The organism is Pseudomonas sp. SMV7 (assembly GCF_052041995.1).
Taxonomy (GTDB): Bacteria; Pseudomonadota; Gammaproteobacteria; order Pseudomonadales; family Pseudomonadaceae; genus Aquipseudomonas.
On record NZ_JBKGGT010000002.1, the window covers coordinates 95,631 to 122,367 of the forward strand.

Below are 26,737 nucleotides of genomic sequence, written 5' to 3' on the forward strand. Positions count from 1 at the left end.
ACCCGGCCGCGCCTGCGCCGGGCGATCACCCAATCCTTGTGTGGAGTGTTTCCTATGCAGACTTCGAACACCGGCGTGTCGCGTACCCGGCAAGTGGTCGCCGCCGTCATCGGCAATGCCCTGGAGTGGTATGACTTTATCGTGTACGGCTTTCTCGCCAGCATCATCGCCCGCCAGTTCTTCCCCTCCGACGACGAATACGCGTCGCTGCTGATGGCCCTGGCCACCTTCGGCGTCGGCTTCTTCATGCGCCCGGTGGGTGGCGTGCTGCTGGGCATGTACGCCGACCGCAAGGGGCGCAAGGCGGCCATGCAGATGATCATCCGGTTGATGACGGTGTCGATCGCGATGATTGCCTTTGCCCCGGACTACCTGGCCGTCGGCATGGCTGCGCCCATGCTGATCGTGGTGGCGCGCATGCTGCAGGGCTTCGCCACCGGCGGCGAGTACGCGAGTGCCACGGCATTCCTGGTGGAGAGTGCGCCGGCCCACCGCAAGGGCCTGTATGGCTCGTGGCAGTTGGTGGGGCAGTGCCTGGCGGTGTTTTCCGGCGCGGCGATGGTGGCCCTGGTCACCCACCTGTGCACGCCGCAGGCGCTGGACAGCTGGGGCTGGCGTATTCCGTTCGTGCTCGGCCTGCTGATCGGCCCGGTGGGGCTGTGGATCCGCAAGCACATGGCAGAGCCCGAGGAGTTCCTCGCGGCGCGCCGCCAGGCCAAGGGCCAGGCGCCCAGCCTGTGGCAGGTGCTGCGCGAACACCGGCGCAGCCTGCTGGTGTCGATGGGCCTGGCCTGTGGCGCGACGGTGTCGTTCTACGTGGTGCTGGTGAACATGCCGACCTTCGCCCACAAGAACCTCGGGCTGCCGCTGGACCAGGTGCTGCTGGTGCAGATGCTCGCCGTGGGGCTGATGACCGTGGTGATTCCGCTGTCCGGGGCGTTGTCGGACCGGCTGGGGCGGCGGCCGGTGCTGATGGCCTTTACCCTGGCATTCTTCGTCATGGTCTACCCGTTGTATGTGTGGGTGGCCGCGGCACCATCGCTGGAGCGTTTGCTGGTGATGCAATTGCTGCTGTGCACCGCCATCGGTGGCTTCTTCGGCCCGGCGCCCACGGCGCTGGCCGAACAGTTCCCGGTCGAGGTGCGTTCCACCGGTGTGTCGGTGGCCTATAACGTGGCGGTGATGGTGTTTGGCGGCTTTGCCCCGTTGATCGTCACCTGGTTGAGCAAGGCGCTCGGCACGCCAGTGGCGCCGGCATTCTACGTCCTGTTTGCCTGCCTGCTGACACTGCTGGGCACCTATTGCCTGAGGGAAGCGCCGCGCACGCTCAAACCTGCCGCCTTGAACCTGGGAGTGAAACCGTGATGCCGCTTGCCATCGACCCTATCGTTGCCCTTGACGCCGAGGCACTGTCCCAGGCCATCCATGCTCGCCAGGTGTCGTGCCGGGAGGTGATGCAGGCCTACCTGGTGCATATCGAACGGTTCAACCCGCAGGTCAATGCGCTGGTGTCGCTGCGCCCGGCCGAGGTGCTGCTGGCCGAGGCCGACCAGCGTGATCGCGAGCTGGCGGCTGGCCATTCGCGCGGCTGGATGCATGGCATGCCCCAGGCGATCAAGGACCTGGCCGCCACCGCGGGGCTGCGCACCACGCTGGGCTCGCCGCTGTTTGCCGAGCAGGTGCCCGGGCAGGACGCGATCAGCGTGGCGCGGGTACGGGCCAGCGGCGCGCTGATTGTCGGCAAGAGCAACGTGCCTGAGTTCGGCCTCGGCTCGCAGACCTACAACCGCCTGTTCGGCACCACCTCCAACGCCTACGACCCGGCCCTGGTGGCCGGTGGCAGCAGCGGCGGGGCGGCAGCGGCGCTGGCCATGCGCCTGCTGCCGGTGGCCGACGGCAGTGACATGATGGGCTCGCTGCGCAACCCGGCGGCGTTCAACAACGTATATGGCCTGCGCCCGTCGCAAGGCCGGGTGCCCCATGGGCCGGCGCCGGAACTGTTCCTGCAGCAGCTGGCCACCGAGGGGCCGATGGGGCGTAGCGTGGTGGATGTGGCCCGGCTGTTGTCGGTGCAGGCAGGCTTTGACGCGCGCGCGCCATTGTCGCTGAGCCAGGGCCGATATGATTTTGCTGCGGGCTTGCAGCGTGATTTCCGTGGTGTGCGGCTCGGCTGGCTGGGCGACTACGAGGGCTACCTGGCGATGGACGCCGGGGTGCTGAACCTGTGCGAAGCGGCACTGGCGGACTTCACTGCACTGGGGTGCCGGGTCGAAGCCTGCCAGCCGGCGTTCGACCTGGCGCAATTGTGGCAATGCTGGCTGACCCATCGCCACTTCCTGGTGCACGGCAACCTGGCGGCGGCCTATGCCGACCCGGCCACGCGCGCCCTGCTCAAGCCCGAGGCGCAGTGGGAAGTGGAGGGCGGTCTGCAGCTGAGCGCGGCGGCGCTGTACCAGGCTTCGCTGGACCGCAGCGCCTGGTACCGCGCGCTGGCCAAGCTGTTCGAGCGTTACGATTTCCTGCTGTTGCCAACCGCCCAGGTGTTCCCTTTCGATGCACGGCAGCCGTGGCCGACGCTGGTCGGGGGGCGGGCGATGGACACCTATCACCGCTGGATGGAAGTGGTGATCGGGCCAACCCTGGCCGGTTTGCCGAGCATCAGCGTGCCGGTCGGTTTCAATGCCGCCGGGCTGCCCATGGGCCTGCAGATCATCGGCCCGGCCCAGGCCGACCATGCGCTGCTGCAGCTGGCCTACGCCCACGAACAGCTCACCCGCTGGGTCGAGCGGTGCCCACCCCAGCGCCTGCAAATGCCATGAAACCGCCGCGCAGGCGCGGATCTTGCTGGCTATCCTGAGCATCCAGCTACAGGGAGGTCATTCTTATGCGGATCACGGCAGACACCGGCGGTGTACGTTCGGTGGAAAGGGCGCTGGCCATCGTCGACCTGCTGGGCGAACACCAGGCACTGGGCCTGGAAGAGCTGCATTACCTGACGGCACTGCCCAAGGCCACGGTATCGCGCATGCTGGCCACCCTGCAGGAGCAGGGCTGGGTCTACCGTGGCCTCAGCGACCGGCGTTACCGCCTGAGCGCCCGGCGCCTGTTCGGCGACCGCCAGTTGCGCTTCAAGCGGCGCCTGGTGGAAAGCGCCGCGCCCCTGCTGCTGGAGCTGAGCGAGCGCACCGGGCTGGTCGCCGACCTGTCGTGCTTCGACGGTGAGCGCCTGGAAGTGATGGAGAGTGCTGTTCCCCAGGTACTGCGCAAGCGCTACCCGCACACCTGCCAGATCGTCGGCCACCATGCCAGCCTGTTTCACTCGGCGATGGGCCGGGCATGCCTGGGCGAGTTGGCAGAGGCTGAAGTGCAGCGCCTGGCGGCCCACGAGCAGCTCGGCGACGAGGCGCTGCTGCGGGATATCGAGGAAGAGGCGAACAAAGGGTTTGGCCAACGAACCGAAGGGCACTGGGAATACCCGGTGCGCTTGCCGTTCCTGATCCGCGCGATTGCCTTGCCGGTGCATGCCGAAGGGCGCCTGGCCGGCAGCATTGCCTTGCACTGGCCATTGGACCAGGCGCCGGTGGAGCGGGTGTCGAGCCTGCATCTGAGCAGCCTGGCGACAACCGTGGGCGAAGTGCAGCGGGCCTTGGCGGTTTGAAGCCAGGTCAACGCTCCAGGCTGTACATCCGGCACTCCGCCAACAGTGCCAGCAGGTTCGGCTCGCGCTCGCGCGCCTTCAGAAACACCACACCGATATGCTGCTGCACGCGATACCGCGGTTTCAGGGCGATCAACCTGACCCGGTTTTCGTACACCGCGGCAATGCGCCCGGGCAGCAGGGCAAAGCCCACGCCCGAGCTGACCATGCTCAGCAGGGTGAAGATGTCGTTCACCTGCATGGCCACCTTGGGCTCGAAGCCGGCCTGCTGGAACACCCGTGCGCCATCGCGGTGGGTGGCGAAGCCTTGGGTCAGGGTGATGAAGGTGGAGTCGGCCAGGTCGGCCAGGTCCACCTCGGCCTGCCCGGCGAAAGGCGAGTCGGTGGGGACGGCGAGGAAGATGTCGTCGGAGAACAGCGGCAACTGCGCGCAGGCCGGGTCGCTGACGCTTTCGTCGAGCGAAACGAGAATCGCCTCCAGCTCATGGTTCTTCAGGCGTTGCAGCAGGTCGACGTTGGAGCCCAGGGTCAGGTCGATATTGAGTTCGCTGCGGCGCAGCTTCAGGCCCATGACCAGCTTGGGCACGGTTTTCACTGTCAGCGAGTAGAGCGCCCCCAGGCGGAAGCGCTCGGCATAGAAACCGGCAGCCTCACGCGTCTGGCGCACCATCTGCTCGGCGTCCTGGATCAGCTGGCGGGCTTTCTTTTCCAGTACATAGGCGCTTTCCAGCGGGATCAACTGGCGGCCTTCGTGCTTGAACAGCGGGCAGCGCAGCGCGCTTTCCAGCGAATGGATGGCGCGGTGCACGCTGACGGCGCTGGTCGCCAGCTCGGCCGCGGCGCGGCCAAGGTTGCCGGTGCGCATGAAGGCGAGGAAGGTTTCCAGCTTCTTGAGGGTCAGTTCTTCGTCGATGAGCATGAGTGGCCGCGTCGGGTCATTGCCTGGCCTTGATCAACGCCCACAACGCCGGGTCGTTGAAATCGTCAATCACCAACCCGGCCCCCGCGGCCAGCAAGCGCTCTGGCGTCTGGGTCGTGGCCACGCCCACGGTGAAGATCCCTGCGCCACTCGCCGCCGCCACCCCTGGCAGCGAGTCCTCGAAGGCCAGGGCCTGCCCGGCCTCGGCCCCCAAGCGCTGCAGCCCGGTCAGGTAGGGCAGCGGGTCGGGCTTGGGCCGTGCCAGTTCCTCGGCCACCAGCACGTGCTCGAAGTGCCGGCCCAGGCCCATGGCGGCCAGCATGTGTTCGGCATTGAGCCGCGGTGCGTTGGTCACCACGCACAGCCCCAGCGCATGCGCGCGGGCATGTTCCAGCAGGCGCAGCAGGCCGGGCATCGGCTCCAGGCTGGGCGACAGGTCGCGGAACAGCGCCTCCTTGCGCTCGGCCAGTGCCCGGCATTGCCCGGCACTGGCACCGACAAACAGCTCGGCGAACAGCTCGCCATTGGCGCGGCCGCTGACCTGGGCCTCGAACTGTGCCTGGCTCAGTTCGCGGCCGTCATGCTCGTGCAGCAGCTGGCGAAACGCCTGCAGGTGCAGGGTGTCGGTGTCGGTGAGGGTTCCGTCGAGGTCGAACAGCAGGGCAGTCAGCATTGGGTATCCAGATAAAAAACCACGCGCCTGGGCATGATAGCGAAAGCTGACGACGAAGGGGGCTGTTCAGCGTGCCCCGAAAAGAGTACAAATGTGCTCCATGGATACTCTGACCCCCAAACGCCGCGCGATCTTCGACTTCATCCGCGAGCGCATCACCGACCACGGCCAGCCACCGAGCCTGGCCGATATCGCCACGCGCTTCGGCTTTGCCTCGCGCAGCGTCGCCCGCAAGCACATCACCGCCCTGTGCCAGGCCGGCTACCTCGAGGTCACGCCGAACCAGGCGCGCGGCATCCGCCTGGCCGAACCGCTGCGCCGGCCGGAAATCCTTGCAGTACCGGTGCTGGGCCAGGTGGCGGCAGGCGCCCCCATCGGCCCGGACCTCGACATCCACGAGCAGTTGTTGCTCGACCCCAGCCTGTTCCGCCGTACCCCCGACTACCTGCTGAAGGTGCGTGGCGACTCGATGATCGACGACGGCATCTTCGACGGCGACCTGGTCGGCATCCTGCAGCAGGCCGACGCCCGCGACGGGCAGATCGTGGTCGCGCGCCTGGACGGTGAAGTGACCATCAAGCGCCTGCAGCGCCAGGGCCGCGGTTACCGGCTGTTGCCGCGCAACCCGGCTTATGCGCCCATCGATGTGCGGCCTGAACAGGAGTTCTTCATCGAAGGCGTATTCTGCGGCTTGCTGAGGCGTGACTGATGGGCGCGGTGGTCGACCTCGACCGGCTGCTCGACCAGCGCCGGGTATGGCGTGGCCGGCAGGCCCAGGCGCGGCCGCAGGGGTTGCAGCCCACCGGCCATGCCGCCCTCGACAAACGCCTGCCGGAAGGTGGTTGGCCGGCAGCGGCCCTCAGCGAACTGTTGCTGGCCAGCCCCGGCTGTGGCGAATTGCAATTGCTGTGGCCAACGCTGGCGCGCCTGACTGCTGACGCTGGCCGGGTGGTGCTGGTGGCTCCGCCCTTCATTCCTTACGCCCCGGCCTGGCAGGCTGCCGGGGTGGACCTGCGCTGGCTGGTGCAGGTGGACGCCGAACCTGCCGATGCCCTGTGGGCGGCCGAACAGTGCCTGCGCTCCGGCAGTTGTGCGGCGGTGCTGTGCTGGCCGGAACGTGCCGATGACCGCGCCCTGCGGCGCTTGCAGGTGGCCGCCGAAACCGGCCAGGCACTGGCCTTTGCCTGCCGGCCGCAACAGGCCGCGCACAACCCTTCACCCGCCGCGCTGCGCATCGCCGTCGACACCCGCCCGGCGCAGTGGCGTGTGCTGAAAAGCCGGGGCGGCATGCCACCGGCGCTGCCCATCGCCTGCCCGGGGCGGGGCTGATGCACCATGCTCTGGGCCTGCATCCTGTTTCCGCAGCTGGCGCTGGACACGGTCCTGCGAGAGCGTGACGACCCCGACACCCCCTTGGTGCTGCTTGGCGGCCCGGCCCAACGCCGGGTGCTGCAGGCGGTCAACCCGGCTGCGGCCGCACTCGGCTTGCGTGCCGGGCAAACCCTGACCGCCGCACGCGCCCTGGCCGAGGGTTTCAGTTGTGTCGAAGCCGACCCCAGGCGCATCGACCAGGTGCAGCAGTTGCTGGCGGCCTGGGCCTACCGCTTCAGTGCCCAGGTCAGCCTGCACTACCCACGCGCGCTGTTGCTGGAGGTGGGCTCCAGCTTGCAGCTGTTCGGCCCCTGGCCGGCGTTCGAGGCGCGCCTGCGTCAGGAACTGGCGGAGCTGGGGCTGCGCCAACGCATCGTCCTGGCCAGCAACCCAGTGGCGGCGCGTATGCTCGCCAACGGCCACGACGGCCTGGCCGTCGGCGATGCCGATGCCACCCGGGCGGCGCTGCTGGGCATGCCGATCGAGCGCATCGGCCTGCCGGCGCCGGCTGCCGAGGCCTTTGCGCGCATGGGCCTGCGGCAGTTGGGCCAGGTCCTGGCCTTGCCCCGCGATACCTTGGCCAGGCGCTTTGCGGCCCAGGTGCAGCTGCACCTTGACCAGTTGCTTGGCCTGCGCAATCTGGGCCTGGCCTTCTACCAGCCACCCGACCGTTTCGAAACCCGGCTGGAGCTGAACTTCGACGTCGAATCACACCAGGCCCTGCTGTTCCCGTTGCGGCGCATGCTCAACGACCTGGCCGCCTTCCTCGCCGGGCGTGACTGCGGCGTGCAGCGGTTCTGCCTGCACCTGGAGCACGCCGACGGGCCGGACACCTTGCTCAAGGTGGGCCTGCTGGCCGCCGAACGCGATGCCGCGATGCTGTTCGAGCTGGCACGCGGGCGCCTGGAACCGCTGCGCATTGCCGCGCCGGTGCGCAACCTGCGCCTGGTGGCGGAGGACCTGCCACCGTTCGTGCCGCAGCACCAGGCGTTGTTCGACCCCCGGGCGCAACAGGCGCAACCCTGGGAGCAACTGCGTGAACGGCTGCGCGCGCGCCTCGGCGATGACGCGGTCAAGCGCCTGAGCGTGGCCGCCGACCACCGCCCCGAATGCGCCTGGCAGCAGGTAGAGCAGGGCGGCCCGGGCAGCTTGCCGGTGGCCCCTGGCAGCCGCCCGGGCTGGTTGCTGGCGGCGCCGATGAGGCTGGAGGAAACCGGCTACCGCGTGCAGGGCCATGCCGAGCGTATCGAGTCGGGCTGGTGGGATGGCGGCGACGTGCGCCGTGACTACTACCGCATCGAAACCCGCGATGGCCTGCGTGGCTGGGCCTACCGCGACCTGAGCCAGGCTGGCCCGTTGTGGCTGCAAGGCTGGTTCGCATGAACGCCCCGGGTTATGCCGAGCTGCATTGCCTGTCCAACTTCAGCTTCCAGCGCGGCGCGTCGAGTGCCGACGAGCTGTTCCGCCGTGCGCGCGAGCAGGGCTACCAGGCCCTGGCGATCACCGATGAATGCACCCTGGCCGGCATCGTCCGGGCCTGGCAGGCGGCAAAGGAACACCAGTTGCAGTTGATCGTGGGCAGTGAAGTCCAGCTGCAGGACGGCCCCAGGCTGGTGCTGCTGGTGCAGGACCTGGCGGGCTATCAGAACCTCTGCGCGCTGATCACCCGGGCCCGGCGGCGCGCGCAGAAGGGCGAATACCAGCTGTTTCGCGATGACCTGCAGCAGCACCACCAGGGCCTGCTGGCCCTATGGGTGGCCGACGACGGCACCGATACCGCCGCGGGGCAGTGGCTGTACAGCGTGTTCGCTGAGCGCCTGTGGCTGGCCGTGCACCTGCACCGCGGCAGTGACGATGCCCTGCACCTCGAACGCATGCGCAGCCTGGCAGCCAGGGTCGGGATCCGTGCCGTGGCCTGCGGCGACGTGCACATGCACGTGCGCGGCCGCCGCGCCTTGCAGGATTGCATGACCGCCATCCGCCAGCACTGCCAGGTGGCCGAGGCCGGGCGCTTTCTGTTTGCCAATGGCGAGCGGCACCTGCGCAGCCAGGCGCAACTGGGCGAACTCTATCCCGCCGACCTGCTGGCCGAGACCTTGGCCATCGCTGCACGCTGCCGCTTCGAGCTGAGCGAGTTGAAGTACCAGTACCCACGCGAACTGGTGCCCGAGGGGCATACCCCGGCGAGTTGGCTGCGGGCGCTGTGCGAGCAGGGGTTGCCGTCGCGCTGGCCGGCCGGGGCGAGTGGCAAGGTGCGGGAAGTGCTGGGCAAGGAATTGGCGCTGATCGAGGAGCTGGGCTACGAGAGCTATTTCCTGACCGTGCACGACATCGTCGCCTTCGCCCGCAGCCAGGGCATTCTCTGCCAGGGCCGGGGGTCGGCTGCCAACTCGGTGGTGTGTTTCGTTCTCGGCATCACCGAACTCGACCCCCTGCAACACCGCCTGCTGTTCGAGCGTTTCCTCTCGCGCGAGCGCAACGAGCCGCCGGATATCGACGTGGACTTTGAGCATGACCGCCGCGAAGAAGTGATCCAGTATGTGTTCCGCCGCTATGGCCGGCACCGGGCGGCACTCACCGCGGTGGTCAACACCTACCATGCCGCCGGTGCGGTGCGGGATGTGGCGCGGGTGCTCGGGTTGCCCGCCGACCAGGTGGATGCCCTGGCCAAGTGCTGTGGCCGCTGGAGCGATCGCATACCCGATGACCAGCGCCTGGCCGAGGCCGGTTTCGAGGCGGGCAGTCCTTCGCTGCGGCGGGTGCTGGTGCTGGCCGGTGAGCTGATCGGCTTCCCCCGGCACCTGTCGCAGCACCCGGGCGGTTTCGTCATTTCGCAGCAACCCCTGGACGAACTGGTGCCGGTGGAAAATGCCGCGATGCCGGAGCGTACGGTGATCCAGTGGGACAAGGACGACCTGGACATGGTCGGCCTGCTCAAGGTCGACGTGCTGGCACTGGGCATGCTCAGCGCCCTGCGCCGTTGCTTCGACCTGTTGCAACGCCACCGTGGCCGGCACTTGACCCTGGCGACCATTCCCGGCGAAGACCCGGCCACCTACGCGATGATCAGCCGCGCCGAGACCATGGGCGTGTTCCAGATCGAGTCGCGCGCGCAGATGGCCATGCTGCCTCGGCTGCGCCCGGTAACCTTCTATGACCTGGTCATCGAGGTGGCGATTGTGCGCCCCGGGCCGATCCAGGGGGACATGGTCCACCCTTACCTGCGCCGGCGCCTGAAGCAGGAGCCGGTGACCTACCCCTCGCCGCAGCTCAAGGCCGTGTTCGAGCGCACCCTGGGGGTGCCGTTGTTCCAGGAGCAGGTGATGGAGCTGGCCATGGTCGCCGCCGACTACAGCCCCGGCGAGGCCGACCAGTTGCGCCGCAGCATGGCCGCGTGGAAGCGCCATGGCGGCCTGGAGCCGCACCGCGAGCGGCTGGTGCAGGGCATGTTGCGCAATGGCTACGAGTTGGCGTTTGCCGAGCGCATCTTCGAGCAGATCAAGGGCTTTGGCAGTTATGGCTTCCCGGAGTCACACGCGGCCAGCTTTGCCTTGCTGTGTTATGCCAGCAGCTGGCTCAAGTGCCATGAACCGGCGATCTTCACCTGTGCGCTGGTCAACAGCTGGCCCATGGGTTTCTACAGCCCCGACCAGTTGCTGCAAGAGGCCCGGCGCCAGGGCATCGAGGTCAGGCCGGTGGATGTCTGCCACAGTGATTGGGACTGCACGCTTGAGCCTGACGCGGGCGAGGCCCTGGCCATCCGCATGGGGTTGCGCCTGGTACGTGGTTTTGCCGAGGCCGATGCCAGGCGCCTGGTGCAGGCGAGGGCACAGCGGGCATGGCGCGATGTCGAGGACGTGTGCTTGCGCGCCGGGCTCGACGCGCGTGCCCGCGCCCAGCTGGCCGATGCCGGCGCGCTGCGCGCCTTGGCCCGCGATCGCCATCAGGCGCGCTGGCAGGTGGCGGCGGTGCAGCCGCAGCTGCCCTTGTTCGCCGACGTTGACACTGTGCCGGAAGGCGACGTCGAACTGCCTGTCCCCAGCGTGGCAGAGAACCTGATGGCCGATTACCAGACCTTGGGCACCACGCTTGGGCCGCATCCGTTGGCCTTGTTGCGCTCACGTCTGAGGGCGCTGGGCTGCCGCAGTTCGCATGAACTGCAAGGTGTCGAGCATGGCGACAACATTGCCGTGGCCGGGCTGGTGGTGGGCCGCCAGCGGCCACAGACGGCCAGCGGCGTAACCTTCGTCACCCTGGAGGACGAGCACGGCATGCTCAATGTCGTGGTGTGGCGCGACCTGGCCGAGCGGCAGCGGCGGGCGCTGGTGGGGTCGCAGTTGCTCAAGGTCAGCGGGCGGCTGGAGCAGGCCGACGGGGTGTGCCACTTGATTGCGCGGCGGCTGGAAGATGTCAGCCAGTTGCTGCAGGGGCTGGATGTGCGCAGCCGCGATTTCCATTAAAGCGATCCGGGTACCCTGCAGGAGCGGTTTTATCCGCGAAACCGGCGACGCGGTGGCTGGCACCGGCTGCGCCGGTGATCGCGGCTGAAGCCGCTCCTGTAGGTGCGCCGTCAATTCAAAGCCGTGGGCAGGCGCGCGACCCGTGCATGTACCTAGACCATCGCCAGCCGTTGCTTGCGCGTCGGCGGCGGGAACGCGCGGTCTATCGCCCGCAGGTCCTCACTGGTCAAGGTCAGCGAAGCCGCCGCTGCATTCAGCCGCACATGCTCGGCTGCTACCGCCTTGGGAATGGCGATCACCCCGTCATTGCGGGTCACCCAGGCCAGGCTGACCTGGGCTGCCGTGGCACCGTGCCGTTCGCCGACCTGCGCCAGCACCGGGTGCTGCAACAGGCGCCCGGCCTGGGCCAGCGGGCAGTAGGCCATGGTCGGCAGGGCGCGCTGTTCGCACCACGGCAACAGGTCGAACTCGATGCCGCGCTGGGCCGGGTTGTACAACACCTGGTTGGTCGCGCAATCGGGGTTGTGCAATTCGCGCAGGTCGTCGACATCAAAGTTGGACACGCCCCAGCGCCTGATCTTGCCTTGCTCGCGCAAGCGCTCGAAGGCTTCGACGGTTTCTTCCAGCGGGTGCTGGCCGCGCCAGTGCAGCAGGTACAGATCGATGCAGTCGGTGCCCAGGCGCGCGAGGCTGCGTTCGCAGGCGGCTGCCATGCCGCGCCGGCTGGCATTGTGCGGGTAGACCTTGCTGACCAAAAACACCTGGTCACGGCGCCCGGCAATGGCCTGGCCAACGACGGTTTCCGCGCCGCCCTCGGCATACATCTCGGCGGTATCGATCAGGCTCAGGCCAAGCTCGATGCCTTGTTGCAGGGCCGCCACCTCGGCTGCCCGGCGGCCTGGATCTTCACCCATGTACCAGGTGCCCTGGCCGATGGCCGGAACGCTCGAACCTGCCAGTGTCACGTAACGCATGTCACCTCCGGAATGCGGGTATTGGAAAGCAGCACCTCGAGCAGCGCCTGCGCCGCCGTGGAAAGTCTGTGCTCGCTGAGGGCAATCACGCCAATGCGGCGTTCGACCGTCGGCTCGACCAGCGCCACGCAGCGGGCGCCAAGCTCCTGCATCTGGTTGATGCACAGCGCCGGCACGGCACTCACCCCCAGGCCACTGGCAACCATGCGGCCGATCGTCGAAAGCTGGTGGCTCTCGAACGCCACCGCCAGCTTGCCGTGCCGTGCAGCCACGTTCTGCTCCATCAGCAGGCGCACCGCCGATGGGCGCTGCAGGGCCACGAAGTCTTCGGCCAGCAGTTGCGCCCAGCTGACCTGGGGCAATCGCGCCAGGGGCGAGTCGGCAGGCACCACGGCGACGAAACGGTCCATGTACAGCGGGTGGAAGTCCAGGCCATCGATGTTGTCCGGTTCGAAGCCGATGCCCAGTTCGACGCGGCGATGACGCACCAGTTCCAGTACCTGTTCGTTGATCACATCGTGCACGGTGACGTTGACCTTCGGGTAGCGCTGGCGAAATACCTTGAGCGAATGCGGCAGCAGGTTGCCAGCGAAGGCCGGCATGGCCGCCACCGACACCCGGCCCAGTTGCAGGGTGAAGCGCTGGCGCAGCATTTCTTCGGTGTCGTCCCAGTCGGCCAGCAGGCGCCGGGCCAGCGGCAGCAGCACCTCACCTTCGGCGGTCAGGCTGACGCTGCGGGTGGTACGGCTGAGCAGGGCGCCCCCGAGGTTTTCTTCCAGGGCCTTGATGGTCAGGCTCAGGGCCGGTTGCGAGACATGCAGGTGCTCACCGGCTTGGGCGAAGCTCTGGTACTTGGCCACGGTGACAAAGGCACGCAGTTGCTTGACGTTCATGACTGGCCTGCTGGTTGTTTTGCAAAAATTATCAATCGATGATGAAAACAAAATTAACAAATCAGTCGCTTGCGGTGAAGATGTCCCCACACGCTCACCGACAGCCTCGTCGGTTCAACAACTACAAAAGGCGGATCAGCATGGCCGGACTGGACAAGCGCGTTGCAACCTATGAGCAGGCCCTCGAAGGCCTGACCGACAACATGACGGTACTGGCAGGCGGTTTTGGCCTGTGCGGCATCCCGGAAAACCTCATCAGCGAAATCAAGCGGCGTGGCGTCAAGGGCCTGACCGTGGTCTCCAACAACTGCGGCGTCGATGGTTTCGGCCTTGGCGTGCTGCTGGAAGACCGGCAGATCCGCAAGATGATTGCCTCGTACGTGGGCGAGAACGCCGAATTCGAACGCCAGCTGCTCAGCGGCGAGCTGGAAGTGGAACTGACCCCGCAAGGCACCCTCGCCGAGAAGATGCGTGCTGGCGGCGCCGGCATCCCGGCCTTCTACACCGCCACCGGCTACGGCACCCCGGTAGCCGAAGGCAAGGAAGTGCGCGAGTTCAACGGCCGCAAGTACATCCTTGAACAGTCCATCACCGGTGATTTCGCCATCGTCAAGGGCTGGAAGGCCGACCACTACGGCAACGTGGTGTACCGCAACACCGCGCAGAACTTCAACCCGCTGGCAGCCACCGCCGGCAAGATCACCGTGGTCGAAGTGGAAGAGATCGTCGAACCCGGCGTGCTGCTGCCCAGCGAAATCCATACCCCGGGCATCTACGTCGACCGCGTCATCGTCGGCACCTTCGAGAAGCGTATCGAAAAGCGCACCGTCAAGGCCTGAGCGCCATCCAGCAGAACAACAAAGAGACCCTGACCATGGCACTGACCCGCGAACAGATGGCGCAACGCGTCGCCCGTGAATTGAAAGACGGCTACTACGTCAACCTCGGTATCGGCATTCCGACCCTGGTGGCCAACTATGTGCCCGCCGACATGGATGTCATGCTGCAATCGGAAAACGGCCTGCTCGGCATGGGCGAGTTTCCTACTGAAAGCACCCTGGATGCCGACATGATCAACGCCGGCAAGCAGACCGTCACCGCCCGTCGTGGCGCCTCGATCTTCGACTCGGCGCAATCCTTCGCCATGATCCGTGGCGGCCACGTCGACCTCACCGTGCTCGGTGCCTTCGAGGTGGACGTGCACGGCAACATCGCCTCGTGGATGATTCCGGGCAAGCTGGTGAAGGGCATGGGCGGCGCCATGGACCTGGTAGCCGGTGCCGAGAACATCATCGTCACCATGACCCACGCCTCCAAGGACGGCGAGTCCAAGCTGCTGCCGCAGTGCAGCTTGCCGCTGACCGGTGCCGGCTGCATCCGCAAGGTGCTGACCGACCTGGCCTACCTGGAAATCGAAGACGGCGCCTTCATCCTGCGCGAAACCGCGCCGGGGGTGAGTGTTGAAGAAATCATCGAGAAGACCGCCGGCAAGCTGATCGTGCCGGATGACGTGAAGGAAATGACCTTCTAGGCATTGCCGCACAGCGCCCCTGTAGCAGCGGCCTTGTGCCGCGAACGGGCCGCGAAGCAGCCCCCGATTTTGGCATCGACGCCGGGATCGGGGGGCAGCTTCGCGGCTCTTTCGCGGCACAAGGCTGCTGCTGCGGGGGTTTTGCGTTTGCTGATATCCGATAAAACCAACAAGAGGAATTCAACCGTGGCCGCTGAAATCCAAGACAGCCGCTCCGCCCGCTTTGCCTTGCGCTGCTCCAACTGGGCCGAACGCTGGTTCCCTGACTCCTGGGTGTTTGCTGCCCTGGCAGTGCTGCTGGTGTGCATCGGTGCGCTGGCCATGGGCGCCAGGCCGACCGATACCGCCAAAGCCTTCGGTGATGGCTTCTGGAGCCTGATCCCGTTCACCATGCAAATGGCCTTCGTGGTCATCGGCGGCTACGTGGTGGCCAGCTCGCCGCCCGCCGCACGGCTGATCGACCGCCTGGCGCGCATTCCCGGCAATGGCCGCTCGGCGGTGTGCTGGGTGGCGCTGATCTCGATGCTGGCCTCGCTGCTCAACTGGGGCCTGTCGCTGGTGTTCGGTGGCCTGCTGGTGCGCGCCCTGGCCCGGCGTAGCGAACTGCAGATGGACTACCGCGCCGCCGGTGCGGCCGCCTACCTGGGCCTGGGCGCCGTCTGGGCACTGGGCCTGTCGTCTTCGGCGGCGCAACTGCAGGCCAACCCGGCCAGCCTGCCACCCTCGATCCTGTCGATTACCGGGGTGATCCCGTTCACCGAAACCATCTTTCTCTGGCAGTCCGGGGTGATGCTGGCCGCGCTGGTGGTGGTTTCGCTGGTCATCGCCTATGCCACCGCGCCAGGGCCGAACAGCGCGCGCAGCGCCCAGGACTGCGGCGTCGACCCCAGCTTCAGCGCGCCACCGGCACCCCAGCGTACCCGTCCGGGCGAGTGGCTGGAGCACAGCCCGATCCTGATCCTGCTGCTGGTGGCCTTGGCTGCTGGCTGGCTGTACCAGGAGTTCGCCAGCAAACCGGCAATTACCGCCATCTCCGGGCTGAACACCTACAACCTGCTGTTCATCATGCTCGGTGCCTTGCTGCACTGGCGCCCGCGCAGCTTCCTCGATGCGGTGGCGCGTGCGGTCCCGACCACCACCGGGGTGTTGATCCAGTTCCCGCTGTATGGCTCGATCGCCGCCATCCTCACCCAGGTGAAGGGCGTCGATGAACAGACCCTGGCCCACCACATTTCCGTGTTCTTCACCCAGGTAGCCACGCATGATACCTATGCCGTGCTGATGGGGGTGTATTCGGCAGTGCTGGGCTTCTTCATCCCCTCGGGGGGTGGCAAGTGGATCATCGAGGCACCTTACGTGATGCTGGTGGCCAACGACCTGCAGTACCACCTCGGCTGGGCGGTGCAGATCTACAACGCCGCCGAGGCCCTGCCGAACCTGATCAACCCGTTCTACATGCTGCCCCTGCTGGGTGTGCTGGGGCTCAAGGCACGTGACCTGATCGGTTTCTCGTTCGTGCAGTTGCTGGTGCATGTGCCGTTGGTGCTGGTGCTGCTGTGGGCGCTGGGTACCACACTGCAATATGTGCCGCCGGTCATGCCATGACGTTCGCCACGAAATGTGGGGCTGCGTAGCAGCCCCAGCATTTCCCCGGCAGTCCACGTATCATTGCCAGGCCGCCTTCGCCTGGGAAACCCGCGTCACATGTCTATCCGATTGAAACTGCTGCGCAAGAAACTGGGGATGACCCTGGAAATGCTGGCCGAAAAGACCGCCATGACCAAGAGTTACCTGTCCAAGGTCGAGCGCGGCCTGAACACACCGTCCATCGCCGCCGCGCTGAAACTGGCGCGGGCGCTGAACGTCAATGTCGAAGAGCTGTTCGCCGACGAACAGGCCGGCCCGGGCCGCTACAGCCTGGTGCGGCATGCCGAGCGTCAGGCCCTGGTGGGTGACGGGGCCGGGCCGGGGTACGCGGCCCTGACCAGCCAGGTGGGGCAACGCAGCCTGTTGCCGTTCCTGATCCAGCCTCCGCTGGAGTTCAGCGACCCCACCTTCAAGGAACACCTGGGCGAGGAGTTCCTGTTTGTCCACAGCGGCCAGGTAGAAGTGGATTTCATGAACGAGCGGGTCCTGCTGGAGCAAGGCGATGCCCTGCATTTCAACGCCCAGACCCCGCACCGGTTACGCTCGGTGGGGCCGCTGCCAGCGCAATTGCTGGTGGTTGTACACCACGCAGACGAATGAAACGGCGGGGCCTTGCGTCCCGTCTTCGGCTTTTCTCACCGATGAAACGTTGGCGCCAGCCAGCGCCTGCGCTCATGCACAGTTTGTCTGTCGGTATTTTGACGAGTCGGCCAGCCGCTCATTGAATTTTATTATTGTGTCGGATCATTGACGCAGTGGGTTTGTGCTCATAAGCTCAATTCAACAGCGAAACAACTCCCGCAACACCACGCCAATAACTAATTGATATTCCTCTTTAAAGGAGGGGCGTATGCGCACGGCTCTGATAATAAAGGCGATGTTCTTGCTGGCGTTGTTAAGTGGCGCGGCACGCGCTGCGGATTCGTATATCAACCAGAACAGTATCATGCCTGTTTCAACCGCAGGTTGGTTGTTTGCCTTTGCTGTCGTGGGTTTTGTGGCGGTCGCCAACAGAAGGAAAATCTGAGCCTGCCGCGGGCTTGCTTGTCAATTTGCCAAGCGTTGCTATATTGCCATTAGCCCCTGAAGGTCCACGGTTGCAGGCCATGCAACTCAGGCTGCACAGCGTCAAGGCAAGGGCGTCCAGGAAGGTGAGGCCGTCGCGGCAGGGTAGGCCGCAAAGCGGAGCGAGAGTTGGCGGGCTGTTCTCATTCAGTGCTCTTCGTCGGGCCTTTTGGCCGGAGGGACCCTCATGGTGCGTTCAATGTTTGCCGTGCTGTGCCTGTTGACGGTGTGGTCTGGTGCCGGCAATGCCGAGCCGAACGGTACCTACCTGCTCAGCCCCGGCGATGTGGTGATGGTTTCGGTGTGGCAGGAAGACAGCCTGCGTCAGGAAGCCACCGTATTGCCCGATGGCAGTATCACGTTCCCGCTGGCCGGGCGCATCGAAGTTGCCGGGCTGGATGTAACGGCAGTTGAAAAACAAGTGGCCGCCAAACTCGAAAAATTCCTCCCCGACCCGAACGTCAGCGTTGTCGTCAAGAGCATCGCCGGCAACCTGGTCTATGTACAAGGCAAAGTCATCAAGCCCGGGCCGGTACAAATGGCCGGCCCTACTGCAGTGCTGCAGGCCCTGAGCATGTCGGGGGGCCTCGACAAGTTTGCCGATGAAAGCGAAATCAAGGTGGTGCGTGGTACCGGCACTTCCCAAAAAATCCTGCCTGTGCGATATAAAGACCTGGTGTCTGGCAGGGATATGTCCACCAACATCCAACTTCAGGCTGGCGATACGCTGGTCGTTCCTTGATCTTGCCTTTAATAAGAACATTTGATGCCTTTTTTTAGAACAACTCGCATTGCAACGGCAATCTTGGTCTTGCCATTTACGGACGCGGTTCTGGCGGCAAATTGGCAATCGACGGTAGTCGTACCGACATCCGTCGAACATGACAGCAACCCGTTGCTGCTGTCGTCGGGAGAAAAGGGCATCACGCGCACGATCATCGCGCCCGATTACACCCTGATCGGCACCTTCGATCGTGACGAACTGCGGTTGGGGCTGGGCATGCATGTGATGCGCTCGTCCGACACGGCCGTGGTGGACAACCGTGAGGACCCTGATGTGAGCCTGGGCTGGCAACGCCAGACCGAACGCGGGCGTTTTGGCCTGCTGGCACGTTACAACGAAAGCTCGACATTGTCGGGAACGGTGCTGGATACCGGCGTGGTCACCACCGATGGCACGCAGAAGCTCTATACCCTGACCGGCAACTGGAGCCAGGCCGTTACCGAGCGCAGCACGTTGAGCAACGAGACTACCTACAACCGTGCCCGTTACGACATCAGTACGCTGACGGGTTACGAGGAACTGGGCAACGTGTTCACCTGGACCTACGCCTGGAGCGAGCGGACCGATGTATACAGCCGCTTCGGTGTCCGCCGTTACGAGCCCGAGCAGGACCAGACGGCGACGGCCTCGAACAGTTACAGCCCGGCGGTCGGGGTGAAGTATCAGCTGTCCGAAAGCCTCAGCGCCGATGCGCACGTGGGCGCCACTCAGGTCTCCGGTAGTGAAGGTGGCGGGCGCGGGGAGGGTGGTGTTGCGCTGCTGTACACCGGTGCGCGCGCGCTTGCCAGCTTCACCGCCGAGCGCAGCACGGTAGCCAGCGCCGAAGGCGGCTTCGCGGAACTGGACCAGGTGCGCGCTGTATGGAGCTATGCGCTCGGTGAGCTGACCCGGGTGGGTGCCGATGCCGCCTGGCAGGACAGCAAAGGGCAGACGCCCAACACCCTGCAGACCTACAGCGTGTGGGCCAGCCGCGAGTTTTCGCCGTACTGGGACCTGCGCCTGTCGCTGATGTACAAGGAACGGCAGCAGGATCACGAAGCCGATGCGAGCGCTACGATCGTGGGTTTGACATTGACGTACAGGTACCCCGACATCTGAACTTCAGGCAGGTGGCCCGATGAAGTCCGATTACGAGCTGTCCCTCAGAGATTACATCGCCATAATCAAGGACCGGGCCCTGTTGTTGGGGGTCAGCATCGTAGTCATCCTGGCGGCGACCGTCGCAGTTGCCGTGATGGTGCCACCCATCTACCAGGCGACCGGTACCATCCTGGTGGAGTCGCAGCAGATTTCACCCGAACTGGTCTCGACCAACAACGCCAGTTTTGCCGATGAACGCATCGAGGTGATTCGCCAGCGGGTGATGACCCGCGAAAACCTGTTGCGCATCATCGGCAAGTACAACCTGTTTGCCGACCAGCGCTTCAGTGAAAGCGACCGGATCGAGCAGATGCGCAGTGCCATCGTGGTCCAGAGCCTCACGACCTATGTGCGCGGGCGCGGTGAAGCGACCGTGGCGTTCAATGTGTCGTTCGAGCACCGCCAGCCGGAAGTGGCCAAGGAAGTCGCCGACGAACTGGTCACGCTGTTCCTCAACGAGAACCTCAAGCAGCGCACCGAGCGCGCCAACGAAACCACCGAGTTCCTGACCCAGGAAGCGAACAAGCTGGGGGCCGAGCTGGCCAGCCTTGAGAACCAGCTGGCGGACTTCAAGCAGGCCCATGCCAATGCCTTGCCCGAGCACCAGACCCTGCGCATGAACATGCTGTCGCGCTCGGAGCTGGAATTCCGCGAGGTCGACCGTGATTACAAGGCCGCCCAGGAAGAACTGCGTTACCTGGAACTGGAACTGTCTGCGGCCAATGCCGGGCTGGCGACCAAGGCGGTCGATGGCCCGCGGGTGGCGGCTGCCGATGAAGCCCAGGACCTGCCAAGCCTGAAGGCCGAGTATGCCCGGCTGCTGAGCCGCTACAAGGAAGCCCACCCCGATGTGGTGGCGGTCAAGCGCAAGATCCAGGCGCTCGAAGCCAGCGGCAATGCCACGGCGGCGGTTTCCACCAGCAGCCTCGACGCTGCCCGGGTGCGGGCCAAGATCAGCGCGGCACAGGTGCGCATCGCTTCACTGGCCGAGCAGAAACGCGAACTGACCAGGAAGATGGAAGGCTACGAGGCCGAGATTCTCGAGGCGCCGCAGGTCGAGCGTGGCCTGGTGACGCTGATGCGTGACCATGACAACGCGCGCAAGAAGTACGAAGAAATCCGTGCCAAGGAAATGGGCGCGAAGATTACCGAAAGCCTCGAGCAGGAAAACAAGGCCGAGCGCTTTGTCCTGCTGGAGCCACCGTTGATGCCGGAGAAGCCGGTCAAGCCCAACCGCAAGAAGATCGCCGCGCTGGGCCTGGTGCTGGCACCGGCAGGCGCTGGGGCGCTGGTGATGGTGCTGGAAATGTTCAACCAGCGCATTCGCGGCGTCGGTGCCCTGGAGAACCTGCTGGGCCGACGGGTGCTGGTGGCGTTGCCGTATATCGACACCAAGGCCGACGTGGCCCGGCGCAGGCGTTGGCGCAACTGGCTGTTGCTGGCGGCGTTGCTGCTGGTAGCTATCCTGATAGTGCTGGTGCACGTGTTCTACATGCCACTGGATGTGCTGCTGTTGAAAGTCATGTCTCGGTTTGCATAAGGAAGCAGTGATGGACAGGACCAAGCCGGCTGTGGGCAACAATCTTCACCCGGTAACCCCGGGTACCCCCCAGGCCTTGTCACCCGCCCCCGGTACGGCGCTGGCGGAAGTGCCGGGCCAGTTCGATTACGTGAACACCAAGGTAGTGCCGCTGCGCGCGGAGCATCTGGAGCGCCACCGCATTGTGGCGTACAACAAGAACTCCAACATGAACGGGCCGATCGACCTGCTGCGCACCCAAGTGCTCAGGACCATGGAAGAAAACGGCTGGCGGACCCTGGCCATCACCTCGCCAACGCCCGAAGCGGGCAAGACCGTGCTGGCCATCAACCTGGCCATGAGCATTGCCCACCACACCACCAGGACCGCATTGCTGGTGGATTTCGACCTGCGTCGGCCCAAGGTCGGCAGTACCCTGGGTTTGCCCATGGAGCAGGCATTGAACGAGTTTCTCAGCGACCAGGCCGAGTTGCAGGACTGCCTGGTCAACCCGACTTTGCCCCGGTTCGTGGTACTGCCAACCCGGGTGCCGGTGCCGATGTCCACCGAAATGCTGTCCTCGCCCAAGGTGGGCAACCTGATCAGCGACCTGCGCAACCGCTATGAGTCGCGCATCTGCATTTTCGATTTGCCACCGTTGCTCAGCTCCGACGATGCAATCACCGTGATACCTAAGTTCGACTGCGTATTGCTGGTGGTGGCCAACGGCATGAACAACAAGAAGGAGATCGAGGATTGCCTGCACCACCTGGCCAGGGTGAACCTGGTCGGCACAGTGCTGAACAAGGCAGACGAGCAACCGCGCACCTATTATTGAGCCTTTTGCCTGCAAGCAGGCATGGCGCATGCGCTAGCGCTAGCGCACCGGCCACGGATACTGCAACTCCCATTGCCACGCATGCCGCACGATCTGTTCCAGTTCGGCAAATTCCGGGCGCCAGCCCAGCATACGCATGGCCTTGCCGGCATCCGCCACCAGCCGCGGCGGGTCGCCCGCACGGCGCGGGGCATCGAGGCTGCGTATCGGCCGGCCGGTCACCGCCCGGGCCGTATCGATTACCTGCTGTACGGAAAAGCCCAGGCCGTTGCCCAGGTTGAACGCGGTGCGCTCGCCGCCTGCCAGCAGGTAGTCCACCGCCAGCGCATGGGCCGCTGCCAGGTCGCTGACATGCACGTAGTCGCGTATGCAGGTGCCATCCGCGGTGTCGTAGTCGCGGCCAAACACGGTGATTGCATCACGCCGGCCCGAAGCGGCCTGCAGCACCAGCGGGATCAGGTGGGTTTCCGGGTCATGCCGCTCGCCCAGTTCACCTTGCGGGTCGGCGCCCGCCGCATTGAAATAGCGCAGGCACACCGACTTCAGGCCATAGGCGCGCTCGAAGTCCTCGAGGATCTGCTCGACCATCCACTTGCTCAGCCCATACGGGTTGATCGGCCCCTTGGCGTGCGCTTCGTCGATCGGTACATATTGCGGGTTGCCATAGACAGCAGCGCTGGAAGAAAACACCAGGTAGCGGATACCGGCATTGACCATGGCCTGCAGCAGCGCAAGGGTTGCCGCGACATTGTTCTGGTAGTACTTGCCGGGCGCGCTGACAGATTCGCCCACCTGGATGAACGAGGCAAAGTGGAACACCGCATCGAACTGGCAAACGGCGAACAGCACGTCCAGCGCGGGTTCGTCGGCGATGTCCAGCCTGGCCCACTGCACGCCGGGGCCGGGCGAGACCAGGTCGGCGACCACCACCTCATGGCCACTGCCGAGCAGGTGCTTGACCATGTGCGAGCCGATGTAGCCTGCGCCACCGACAACCAGAAACTTCATCCATGCCTCCCGGACTCTGCTGTTGTACAGCCGCAGTGAATCATCCCTGGTCGAGACCGGGCGGGCGCTTCAGCTACAGGTCTGCTTGAGGGTAGATGGCCATATGCCCTATTTCAAGAACAGCCAGTTGGACATGTACTGGCCGTCGAACGTGATGCGGTAATGCCCATCCTGGTAGGCCACCGGCAAAGCTTTCAGCTGGGCCGGTGCCTCGCGGGCGAACAGCTTCAGGCCAGCAGGCGCCTTGATGGTCAGGCTGCCGGCAAGCGGCTCGACGTTGAACGGTGTATTGGCATCGGCCTTGGGCACGGCACGGGTGCCCAGCGACACCAGCAATTCGCGCGACTGGCCCAGGGGCTGGCCATCCAGGCTTTGCACCACGACGCTGGCATAGGCTGTCTGTGCCTGCACCTGGATAGCGCCGAGGCTGATCGAGCGGCCACCCAGCCAGCCGGTGGCGGCTTGCGTCAGCGCGCTGTCGATGGTGTAGATGCCTTGTTGCCAGTTGCGTTTGAGCTCACCGGTGTCGCTGACCGCTTCGCTGGCGTCGGCCGCCAGCAAGGTTTGCCCCGGGTCCTGCAGCACTTGTGCATCGGCCGGGATGGCCGCAGGTTGCAGCCAGGGCAGTTCCGGCGTCTGCGGCAGGGCGATCTGCAGTCGGCCCTTTTCCATGGCCGTGCGCAGCAGTGGCGAGTTGCGCGGGGTGATCTCCTGGTTGTACAGCATGGCGGGCGTCGGCGCGAATACGTAGCGGGTAGTGGCCTGGCGCACGTCTGCGCGGCGGTAGAGCAGGGCGGCGGCAGGCAGGGTGGCGAGCATGGCCGGGTCGTTGTAGGCATGCCAGTTATCCGCCGTGCGCCAGCCGGGATTGAAGGCCTGCTGGCTGTAGGCATACTGCAGCATGGCGACCCAGCCCTGGTGGCTGCCAGTAGCGGCCACGTACAGCGGCAGTGAATGGCGGTCGGGCAGCGGGAAGGGTTCGGCGTTCCACTCGCTGACGGTCATCGGTTTGCCGACCACCTGGGCGGCGGCCAGCCAGTCGATCATGCCGTCGCTGCTCAACGGGTTCTTTTCCAGCTGGCCATTGGCGCCGTAGCTGTGGGCATCGATCACATCGCCTGCGCTCAGCGCCGGCAGTGCACTGAGGCCGTTGCCGCCCCAGGTGCTGGTGGTGGCGATCGGCACCTTCACGCCGAGCTTGCGCAGGTGTGCAATCATCCCGGCATCGAAACGCTGCTCCAGGTCATTGAGAAACAGCTTCGACGGGCCGTGCTCCCAGGCACGCCAGACCCGGTCGCCCGGCAGGTCATGCTGGCGGGCGAACGCCTTGGCGGCATCCATGTAGCGTGCGCTGTGGCGGGGTACGTCCTTGTCCGGCAGCAAGGCGTTGCCGTAATGCTGGGTGAGGTCGTTCTCGTTGGTGAGCAGCACTGCGGCAATGGCCGGGTCGTCCTTGTAGGCCAGCCCGGTGTACGGGTTGACGTGGCTCAGGTACTGCTCGGCAAAGCGCTGCATGGCCTGCTGGATGCTGCGGTTGACATAGGCGTAACCCTTCAGGTCGACATGCTCCTGGCCCTTGGCGATCTCCTCGAAGTCGTCAATCTTGTCATTGGCGGTAAGCGCCCGCTGTACATGCATGTCCAGCCAGACATAGATGCCTTCGTCCTTGAGCGCCTTGATCCACACATCGAGCTTGCGCAGCGACTCGGCATCGAGCTGGCGGGTATCGCGCACCAGGGTGCCATCGCCGAACACGTTCGGGCTGACCCACGGCGAGTCATGGTGGTGCAGGCGCACCAGGTTGAAGCCCAGGGCCGACAGGCGCCTGGCCTGTACGCGGATTTCTTCGTCCGGGCTCTTGAACAATGCATAGGCGGACAGGTTGGTGCCCCAGAAGCGCGCCGGGGTGTTGTCGGCGAACATCAGTTGCTCGCCGACAGCCTTGACGAAGCCGCGCTTGCCTGCGGGCTTTTCCGCTGCATTGAGAAAGGACAGGTCTACAGGCGAGGTGCGCCAGTCCAGTTGGTCATCGGGCCAGCTGGCCGGGTCGGCCAGGCCAAAGCGCTCGCTGGGGGTTGGCCCCAGGTCGATGTCGCCGGTAACGTTCAGCACCGCCTTGATCTGCTGCCGGCCGGCGTTGATCGGGTCGCTGTAGAGGAACGCACGCACCTCGGACGGGTTGCCGCGTTCGAAATACAACTGGGCCAGCGGCGGATCGAAGCGCATCTCGATGCGTCGGCCCTGGTCTGGCTTGCCCCATGACCAGCCACGGTTGCCGGGCAGCAGCTGCGGGGCGCCCATGTCCCCGGCAATGTGCGCCGGGTCGAACTGGAACACCAGGCCACCGCCCATCACCCCGGCCTGGCGGCTGTGGGCGTCAAGGTCGAAGACCCAGCTCAGGGTCTGCGCCTGCTGCTTGCGGATATCCGCTGTCAGGTCGAAGTCCAGTGCCTTGTTCTTACCCTGTAGCGTGTAGTGGTAGGGGCCGTTGACCTTGACCGTGGTATCGAAGCCGGTCCAGCTCCAGTTGGCCGCCCAGAAGTCGAACCTGGCTTTCATCACCGGCCCACCGCCTTGGGTGACCGTGGGCAGGCCATTCTGTTCATCGACACTGGCTTGCCATTCCGATGCCCAGCCCGCCCCTGGCAGCAAGGCCAGGCCAGCCATGGCCGAGGCCCGCAGGGTTAGCACGACTGTACGGCGCAGGTGGGGCAGGTTCATAGGCATTACCCGGTTTGAAGATCCGCGTCGGCCAGCGCGGTGACCTGGCTGTGGTCAAGCCGGCGCACCATCTGGACATAGGCCACGCCCAGCCCGGCGATGGTCCAGTACACCACCGGGATGAAGGTGATGCTGCTGACGGTGAAAATGATCACCAGGATGCCGACCAGCGTCGCCAGCAATGCCCGGCCAAGCTGGCGGCGCTCGTCGTCCTTGTCGGGGAAGCTGCGCATGGCCTTGCGGATACCGTGCAGCACGGTAGCGAAGAACGCCACGAACAGGCCGAGCCCGACCAGCCCGACGCGCAACGCCAGGTTGATGTAGGTGTTGACGATGTCGATGATGCCTTCGCCCTGGATCATCGACTGCATTTCCGGGGTGTTGCGGAAATCGAACGAGCCGAACAGCGGGTTGCGCTGGATGACGATCCAGGCGTTGTCCATCAACCGCTCGCGGTAGGTGATGTTCTCCTTGTCCACAGTGCCGATGAACGGCAACAGGTCCAGTACCTTGTCGCCACCCGGCACGGCAGTCAGCAGGGGCAGCGCCAGCATGCCGGCCGCAGCCAGCAGCACCAGGCGCCTGAGCGCACCTCTGCCCAGGGCGATGAACACCACCACGATCACCATGGCGCCGATCCACGGGCCGCGCGACAGCGGCGCGAACAGCCCGGCGGCCAGCAGCAGGGCGCCCATCAGCCGCTGCCAGGGGCGGCGCAGGTAACCCTGAAGGAACAGGAACAGGCCGATGGCCACGCTCATCACGTAACCCAGGACGATGGCCTGCCCGGTGGTGACGCTGGCGCGCAACGAACCGCCCCTGCTCAGGTAGCCGGACATGCTCCACGGCACGCCCATGGCATCGATCAGGGCGCTGTACAGCAGCCAGTGGCGTACGTATTCGGCCACGCCGATCAGGGCCAGCAGGAACGACGCGAGCACGAACGCCAGCAGGGTGTCCTTGAACTCGCTGATCTGACGCAGGCCACGGCTGGCCACGTAATACGGCAGGAGCACGTCGATGAACAGGTACAGCGTCTGGCGCAGGGTGTCGGTCAGGGTGGTTTCACGCAGGTACAGCGCGCTCATCAGCAGCAGCCCGGCCGCCAGCAGCCGGTCGGGCCAGGTGCGGCCGAAGCGCAGGGTGTCACCTTGCCAGCGCAGGGCCAGGGCAGCCGGCAACAGCACGCACACGGTCAGCAAGCGGATGTGGTTGAGGTCGACCAGGTAGTTGACCAGGCCAAACCCCGGCACCTGCAGCGAAGCCGGCGGGATCAGGAACAGCAGCATGTAGAACAGCGCCATGGGGTTGTGCTCGCGGCGCCCGGCGAGGTACAGGATCACCGCGCCCGCGCCCAGGTACAGCCAGAAACTGTGCGAGACGAAGGCCAGCACGGTCAGCAGGAACCACAGGTTGCGCCTGCGCTTGAAGTCGCCCGGCGGGATCAGGTCGGTAGCAGGCCGCCGGGCCAGCAGGAAGACCACGCTGGCCAGGAACAGGATGACGATCAAAGCGCGAAAATGTTCAGGCATCGGC

At 65.4% G+C, this 26,737-nt stretch carries 23 protein-coding genes; 16 read left to right on the plus strand and 7 right to left on the minus strand.

What is annotated here, in order from left to right; genetic code table 11:
• Positions 1–54 precede the first annotated feature (54 nt).
• The 3 genes from ACLEJP_RS03415 (at position 55) to ACLEJP_RS03425 (ending at position 3,658) form a co-directional block, all read left to right on the plus strand.
• A complete protein-coding gene (locus ACLEJP_RS03415; protein ID WP_440804525.1) occupies positions 55–1,365 on the plus strand; it encodes a citrate-proton symporter in 1,311 nt (436 codons plus the stop codon).
• A complete protein-coding gene (locus tag ACLEJP_RS03420; RefSeq protein ID WP_440804526.1) occupies positions 1,362–2,819 on the plus strand; it encodes an amidase in 1,458 nt (485 codons plus the stop codon). Before ACLEJP_RS03415 ends, ACLEJP_RS03420 begins: the two co-directional genes overlap by 4 nt.
• A 65-nt stretch (positions 2,820–2,884) precedes the next feature.
• Entirely contained in the window at positions 2,885–3,658 is a 774-nt protein-coding gene (locus ACLEJP_RS03425; RefSeq protein WP_440804527.1) for an IclR family transcriptional regulator, read from the plus strand.
• Positions 3,659–3,665: 7 nt separating this feature from the next.
• Here the strand turns inward: ACLEJP_RS03425 and ACLEJP_RS03430 are convergent, their stop codons facing one another.
• Complete coding sequence (locus ACLEJP_RS03430) at positions 3,666–4,577, minus strand: LysR family transcriptional regulator (protein ID WP_440804528.1); 912 nt, start codon at positions 4,575–4,577, stop codon at positions 3,666–3,668.
• Between the two features lie 16 nt (positions 4,578–4,593).
• Positions 4,594–5,250 carry an HAD family hydrolase gene (locus ACLEJP_RS03435; RefSeq protein WP_440804529.1) on the minus strand — a complete coding sequence of 219 codons (657 nt, stop codon included), beginning with the start codon at positions 5,248–5,250 and terminating at the stop codon, positions 4,594–4,596.
• A 91-nt stretch (positions 5,251–5,341) separates the two neighbouring features.
• Between ACLEJP_RS03435 and lexA the strand changes: the two genes are divergently transcribed.
• Genes lexA through ACLEJP_RS03455 form a run of 4 tightly spaced genes read left to right on the plus strand, consistent with a single transcriptional unit; the run spans position 5,342 to position 11,081 of the window.
• Positions 5,342–5,959 (plus strand): transcriptional repressor LexA, encoded by a 618-nt coding sequence (gene lexA, locus ACLEJP_RS03440; RefSeq protein ID WP_440804530.1) that lies wholly within the window; start codon positions 5,342–5,344, stop codon positions 5,957–5,959.
• Positions 5,959–6,579 carry a translesion DNA synthesis-associated protein ImuA gene (gene imuA, locus ACLEJP_RS03445; protein ID WP_440804531.1) on the plus strand — a complete coding sequence of 207 codons (621 nt, stop codon included), beginning with the start codon at positions 5,959–5,961 and terminating at the stop codon, positions 6,577–6,579. The genes lexA and imuA overlap by 1 nt, the downstream gene beginning before the upstream one ends.
• 6 nt (positions 6,580–6,585) lie before the next feature.
• The gene (locus ACLEJP_RS03450; protein ID WP_440804532.1) at positions 6,586–8,004 is read left to right on the plus strand and encodes a Y-family DNA polymerase; all 1,419 of its coding nucleotides are present in this window, start codon (positions 6,586–6,588) and stop codon (positions 8,002–8,004) included.
• Entirely contained in the window at positions 8,001–11,081 is a 3,081-nt protein-coding gene (locus ACLEJP_RS03455) for an error-prone DNA polymerase (RefSeq protein ID WP_440804533.1), read from the plus strand. The genes ACLEJP_RS03450 and ACLEJP_RS03455 overlap by 4 nt, the downstream gene beginning before the upstream one ends.
• Positions 11,082–11,233: 152 nt before the next feature.
• On the opposite strand, the gene ACLEJP_RS03460 is transcribed toward ACLEJP_RS03455, so the two are convergent.
• Both ACLEJP_RS03460 and ACLEJP_RS03465 read right to left on the minus strand, forming a co-directional pair.
• The gene (locus ACLEJP_RS03460) at positions 11,234–12,055 is read right to left on the minus strand and encodes an aldo/keto reductase (RefSeq protein ID WP_440804534.1); all 822 of its coding nucleotides are present in this window, start codon (positions 12,053–12,055) and stop codon (positions 11,234–11,236) included.
• A complete protein-coding gene (locus ACLEJP_RS03465) occupies positions 12,043–12,948 on the minus strand; it encodes a LysR family transcriptional regulator (RefSeq protein ID WP_440804535.1) in 906 nt (301 codons plus the stop codon). Before ACLEJP_RS03465 ends, ACLEJP_RS03460 begins: the two co-directional genes overlap by 13 nt.
• Positions 12,949–13,088: 140 nt before the next feature.
• Between ACLEJP_RS03465 and ACLEJP_RS03470 the strand changes: the two genes are divergently transcribed.
• The 9 genes from ACLEJP_RS03470 to ACLEJP_RS03510 all read left to right on the plus strand — a co-directional run bounded on the left by ACLEJP_RS03470 (position 13,089) and on the right by ACLEJP_RS03510 (position 21,472).
• Positions 13,089–13,787 (plus strand): CoA transferase subunit A, encoded by a 699-nt coding sequence (locus ACLEJP_RS03470; RefSeq protein ID WP_225777952.1) that lies wholly within the window; start codon positions 13,089–13,091, stop codon positions 13,785–13,787.
• 35 nt (positions 13,788–13,822) lie between these two features.
• Positions 13,823–14,479: a CoA transferase subunit B gene (locus ACLEJP_RS03475; RefSeq protein ID WP_186674200.1), complete on the plus strand. Its 657-nt coding sequence runs from the start codon at positions 13,823–13,825 to the stop codon at positions 14,477–14,479.
• Positions 14,480–14,665: 186 nt separating this feature from the next.
• Positions 14,666–16,084, plus strand: a complete 1,419-nt coding sequence (locus ACLEJP_RS03480) for a short-chain fatty acid transporter (RefSeq protein WP_440804536.1) — start codon at positions 14,666–14,668, stop codon at positions 16,082–16,084.
• A 99-nt stretch (positions 16,085–16,183) separates the two neighbouring features.
• A complete protein-coding gene (locus ACLEJP_RS03485; protein ID WP_440804537.1) occupies positions 16,184–16,726 on the plus strand; it encodes a helix-turn-helix domain-containing protein in 543 nt (180 codons plus the stop codon).
• A 250-nt stretch (positions 16,727–16,976) separates the two neighbouring features.
• Entirely contained in the window at positions 16,977–17,153 is a 177-nt protein-coding gene (gene eppA / locus ACLEJP_RS03490) for an EPS-associated small membrane protein EppA (RefSeq protein ID WP_225777949.1), read from the plus strand.
• 225 nt (positions 17,154–17,378) lie between these two features.
• Positions 17,379–17,933 carry a polysaccharide biosynthesis/export family protein gene (locus ACLEJP_RS03495; RefSeq protein ID WP_225777948.1) on the plus strand — a complete coding sequence of 185 codons (555 nt, stop codon included), beginning with the start codon at positions 17,379–17,381 and terminating at the stop codon, positions 17,931–17,933.
• 24 nt (positions 17,934–17,957) lie between these two features.
• Positions 17,958–19,073 carry a hypothetical protein gene (locus ACLEJP_RS03500; RefSeq protein WP_440804538.1) on the plus strand — a complete coding sequence of 372 codons (1,116 nt, stop codon included), beginning with the start codon at positions 17,958–17,960 and terminating at the stop codon, positions 19,071–19,073.
• Positions 19,074–19,092: 19 nt separating this feature from the next.
• Positions 19,093–20,655 (plus strand): GumC family protein, encoded by a 1,563-nt coding sequence (locus ACLEJP_RS03505; protein WP_440804539.1) that lies wholly within the window; start codon positions 19,093–19,095, stop codon positions 20,653–20,655.
• 10 nt (positions 20,656–20,665) lie between these two features.
• The gene (locus ACLEJP_RS03510) at positions 20,666–21,472 is read left to right on the plus strand and encodes a CpsD/CapB family tyrosine-protein kinase (protein WP_289135572.1); all 807 of its coding nucleotides are present in this window, start codon (positions 20,666–20,668) and stop codon (positions 21,470–21,472) included.
• Positions 21,473–21,511: 39 nt separating this feature from the next.
• Here ACLEJP_RS03510 and galE read toward each other — a convergent pair whose 3' ends face one another.
• The 3 genes from galE to ACLEJP_RS03525 all read right to left on the minus strand — a co-directional run bounded on the left by galE (position 21,512) and on the right by ACLEJP_RS03525 (position 26,733).
• Positions 21,512–22,480 carry a UDP-glucose 4-epimerase GalE gene (gene galE, locus ACLEJP_RS03515; RefSeq protein ID WP_440804540.1) on the minus strand — a complete coding sequence of 323 codons (969 nt, stop codon included), beginning with the start codon at positions 22,478–22,480 and terminating at the stop codon, positions 21,512–21,514.
• Positions 22,481–22,588: 108 nt separating this feature from the next.
• On the minus strand, positions 22,589–25,207 hold the full coding sequence (locus ACLEJP_RS03520; protein WP_440804541.1) for a cellulase family glycosylhydrolase: 2,619 nt from the start codon (positions 25,205–25,207) through the stop codon (positions 22,589–22,591).
• Entirely contained in the window at positions 25,207–26,733 is a 1,527-nt protein-coding gene (locus tag ACLEJP_RS03525; protein ID WP_440804542.1) for an O-antigen ligase family protein, read from the minus strand. The genes ACLEJP_RS03520 and ACLEJP_RS03525 overlap by 1 nt, the downstream gene beginning before the upstream one ends.
• Positions 26,734–26,737 lie beyond the last annotated feature (4 nt).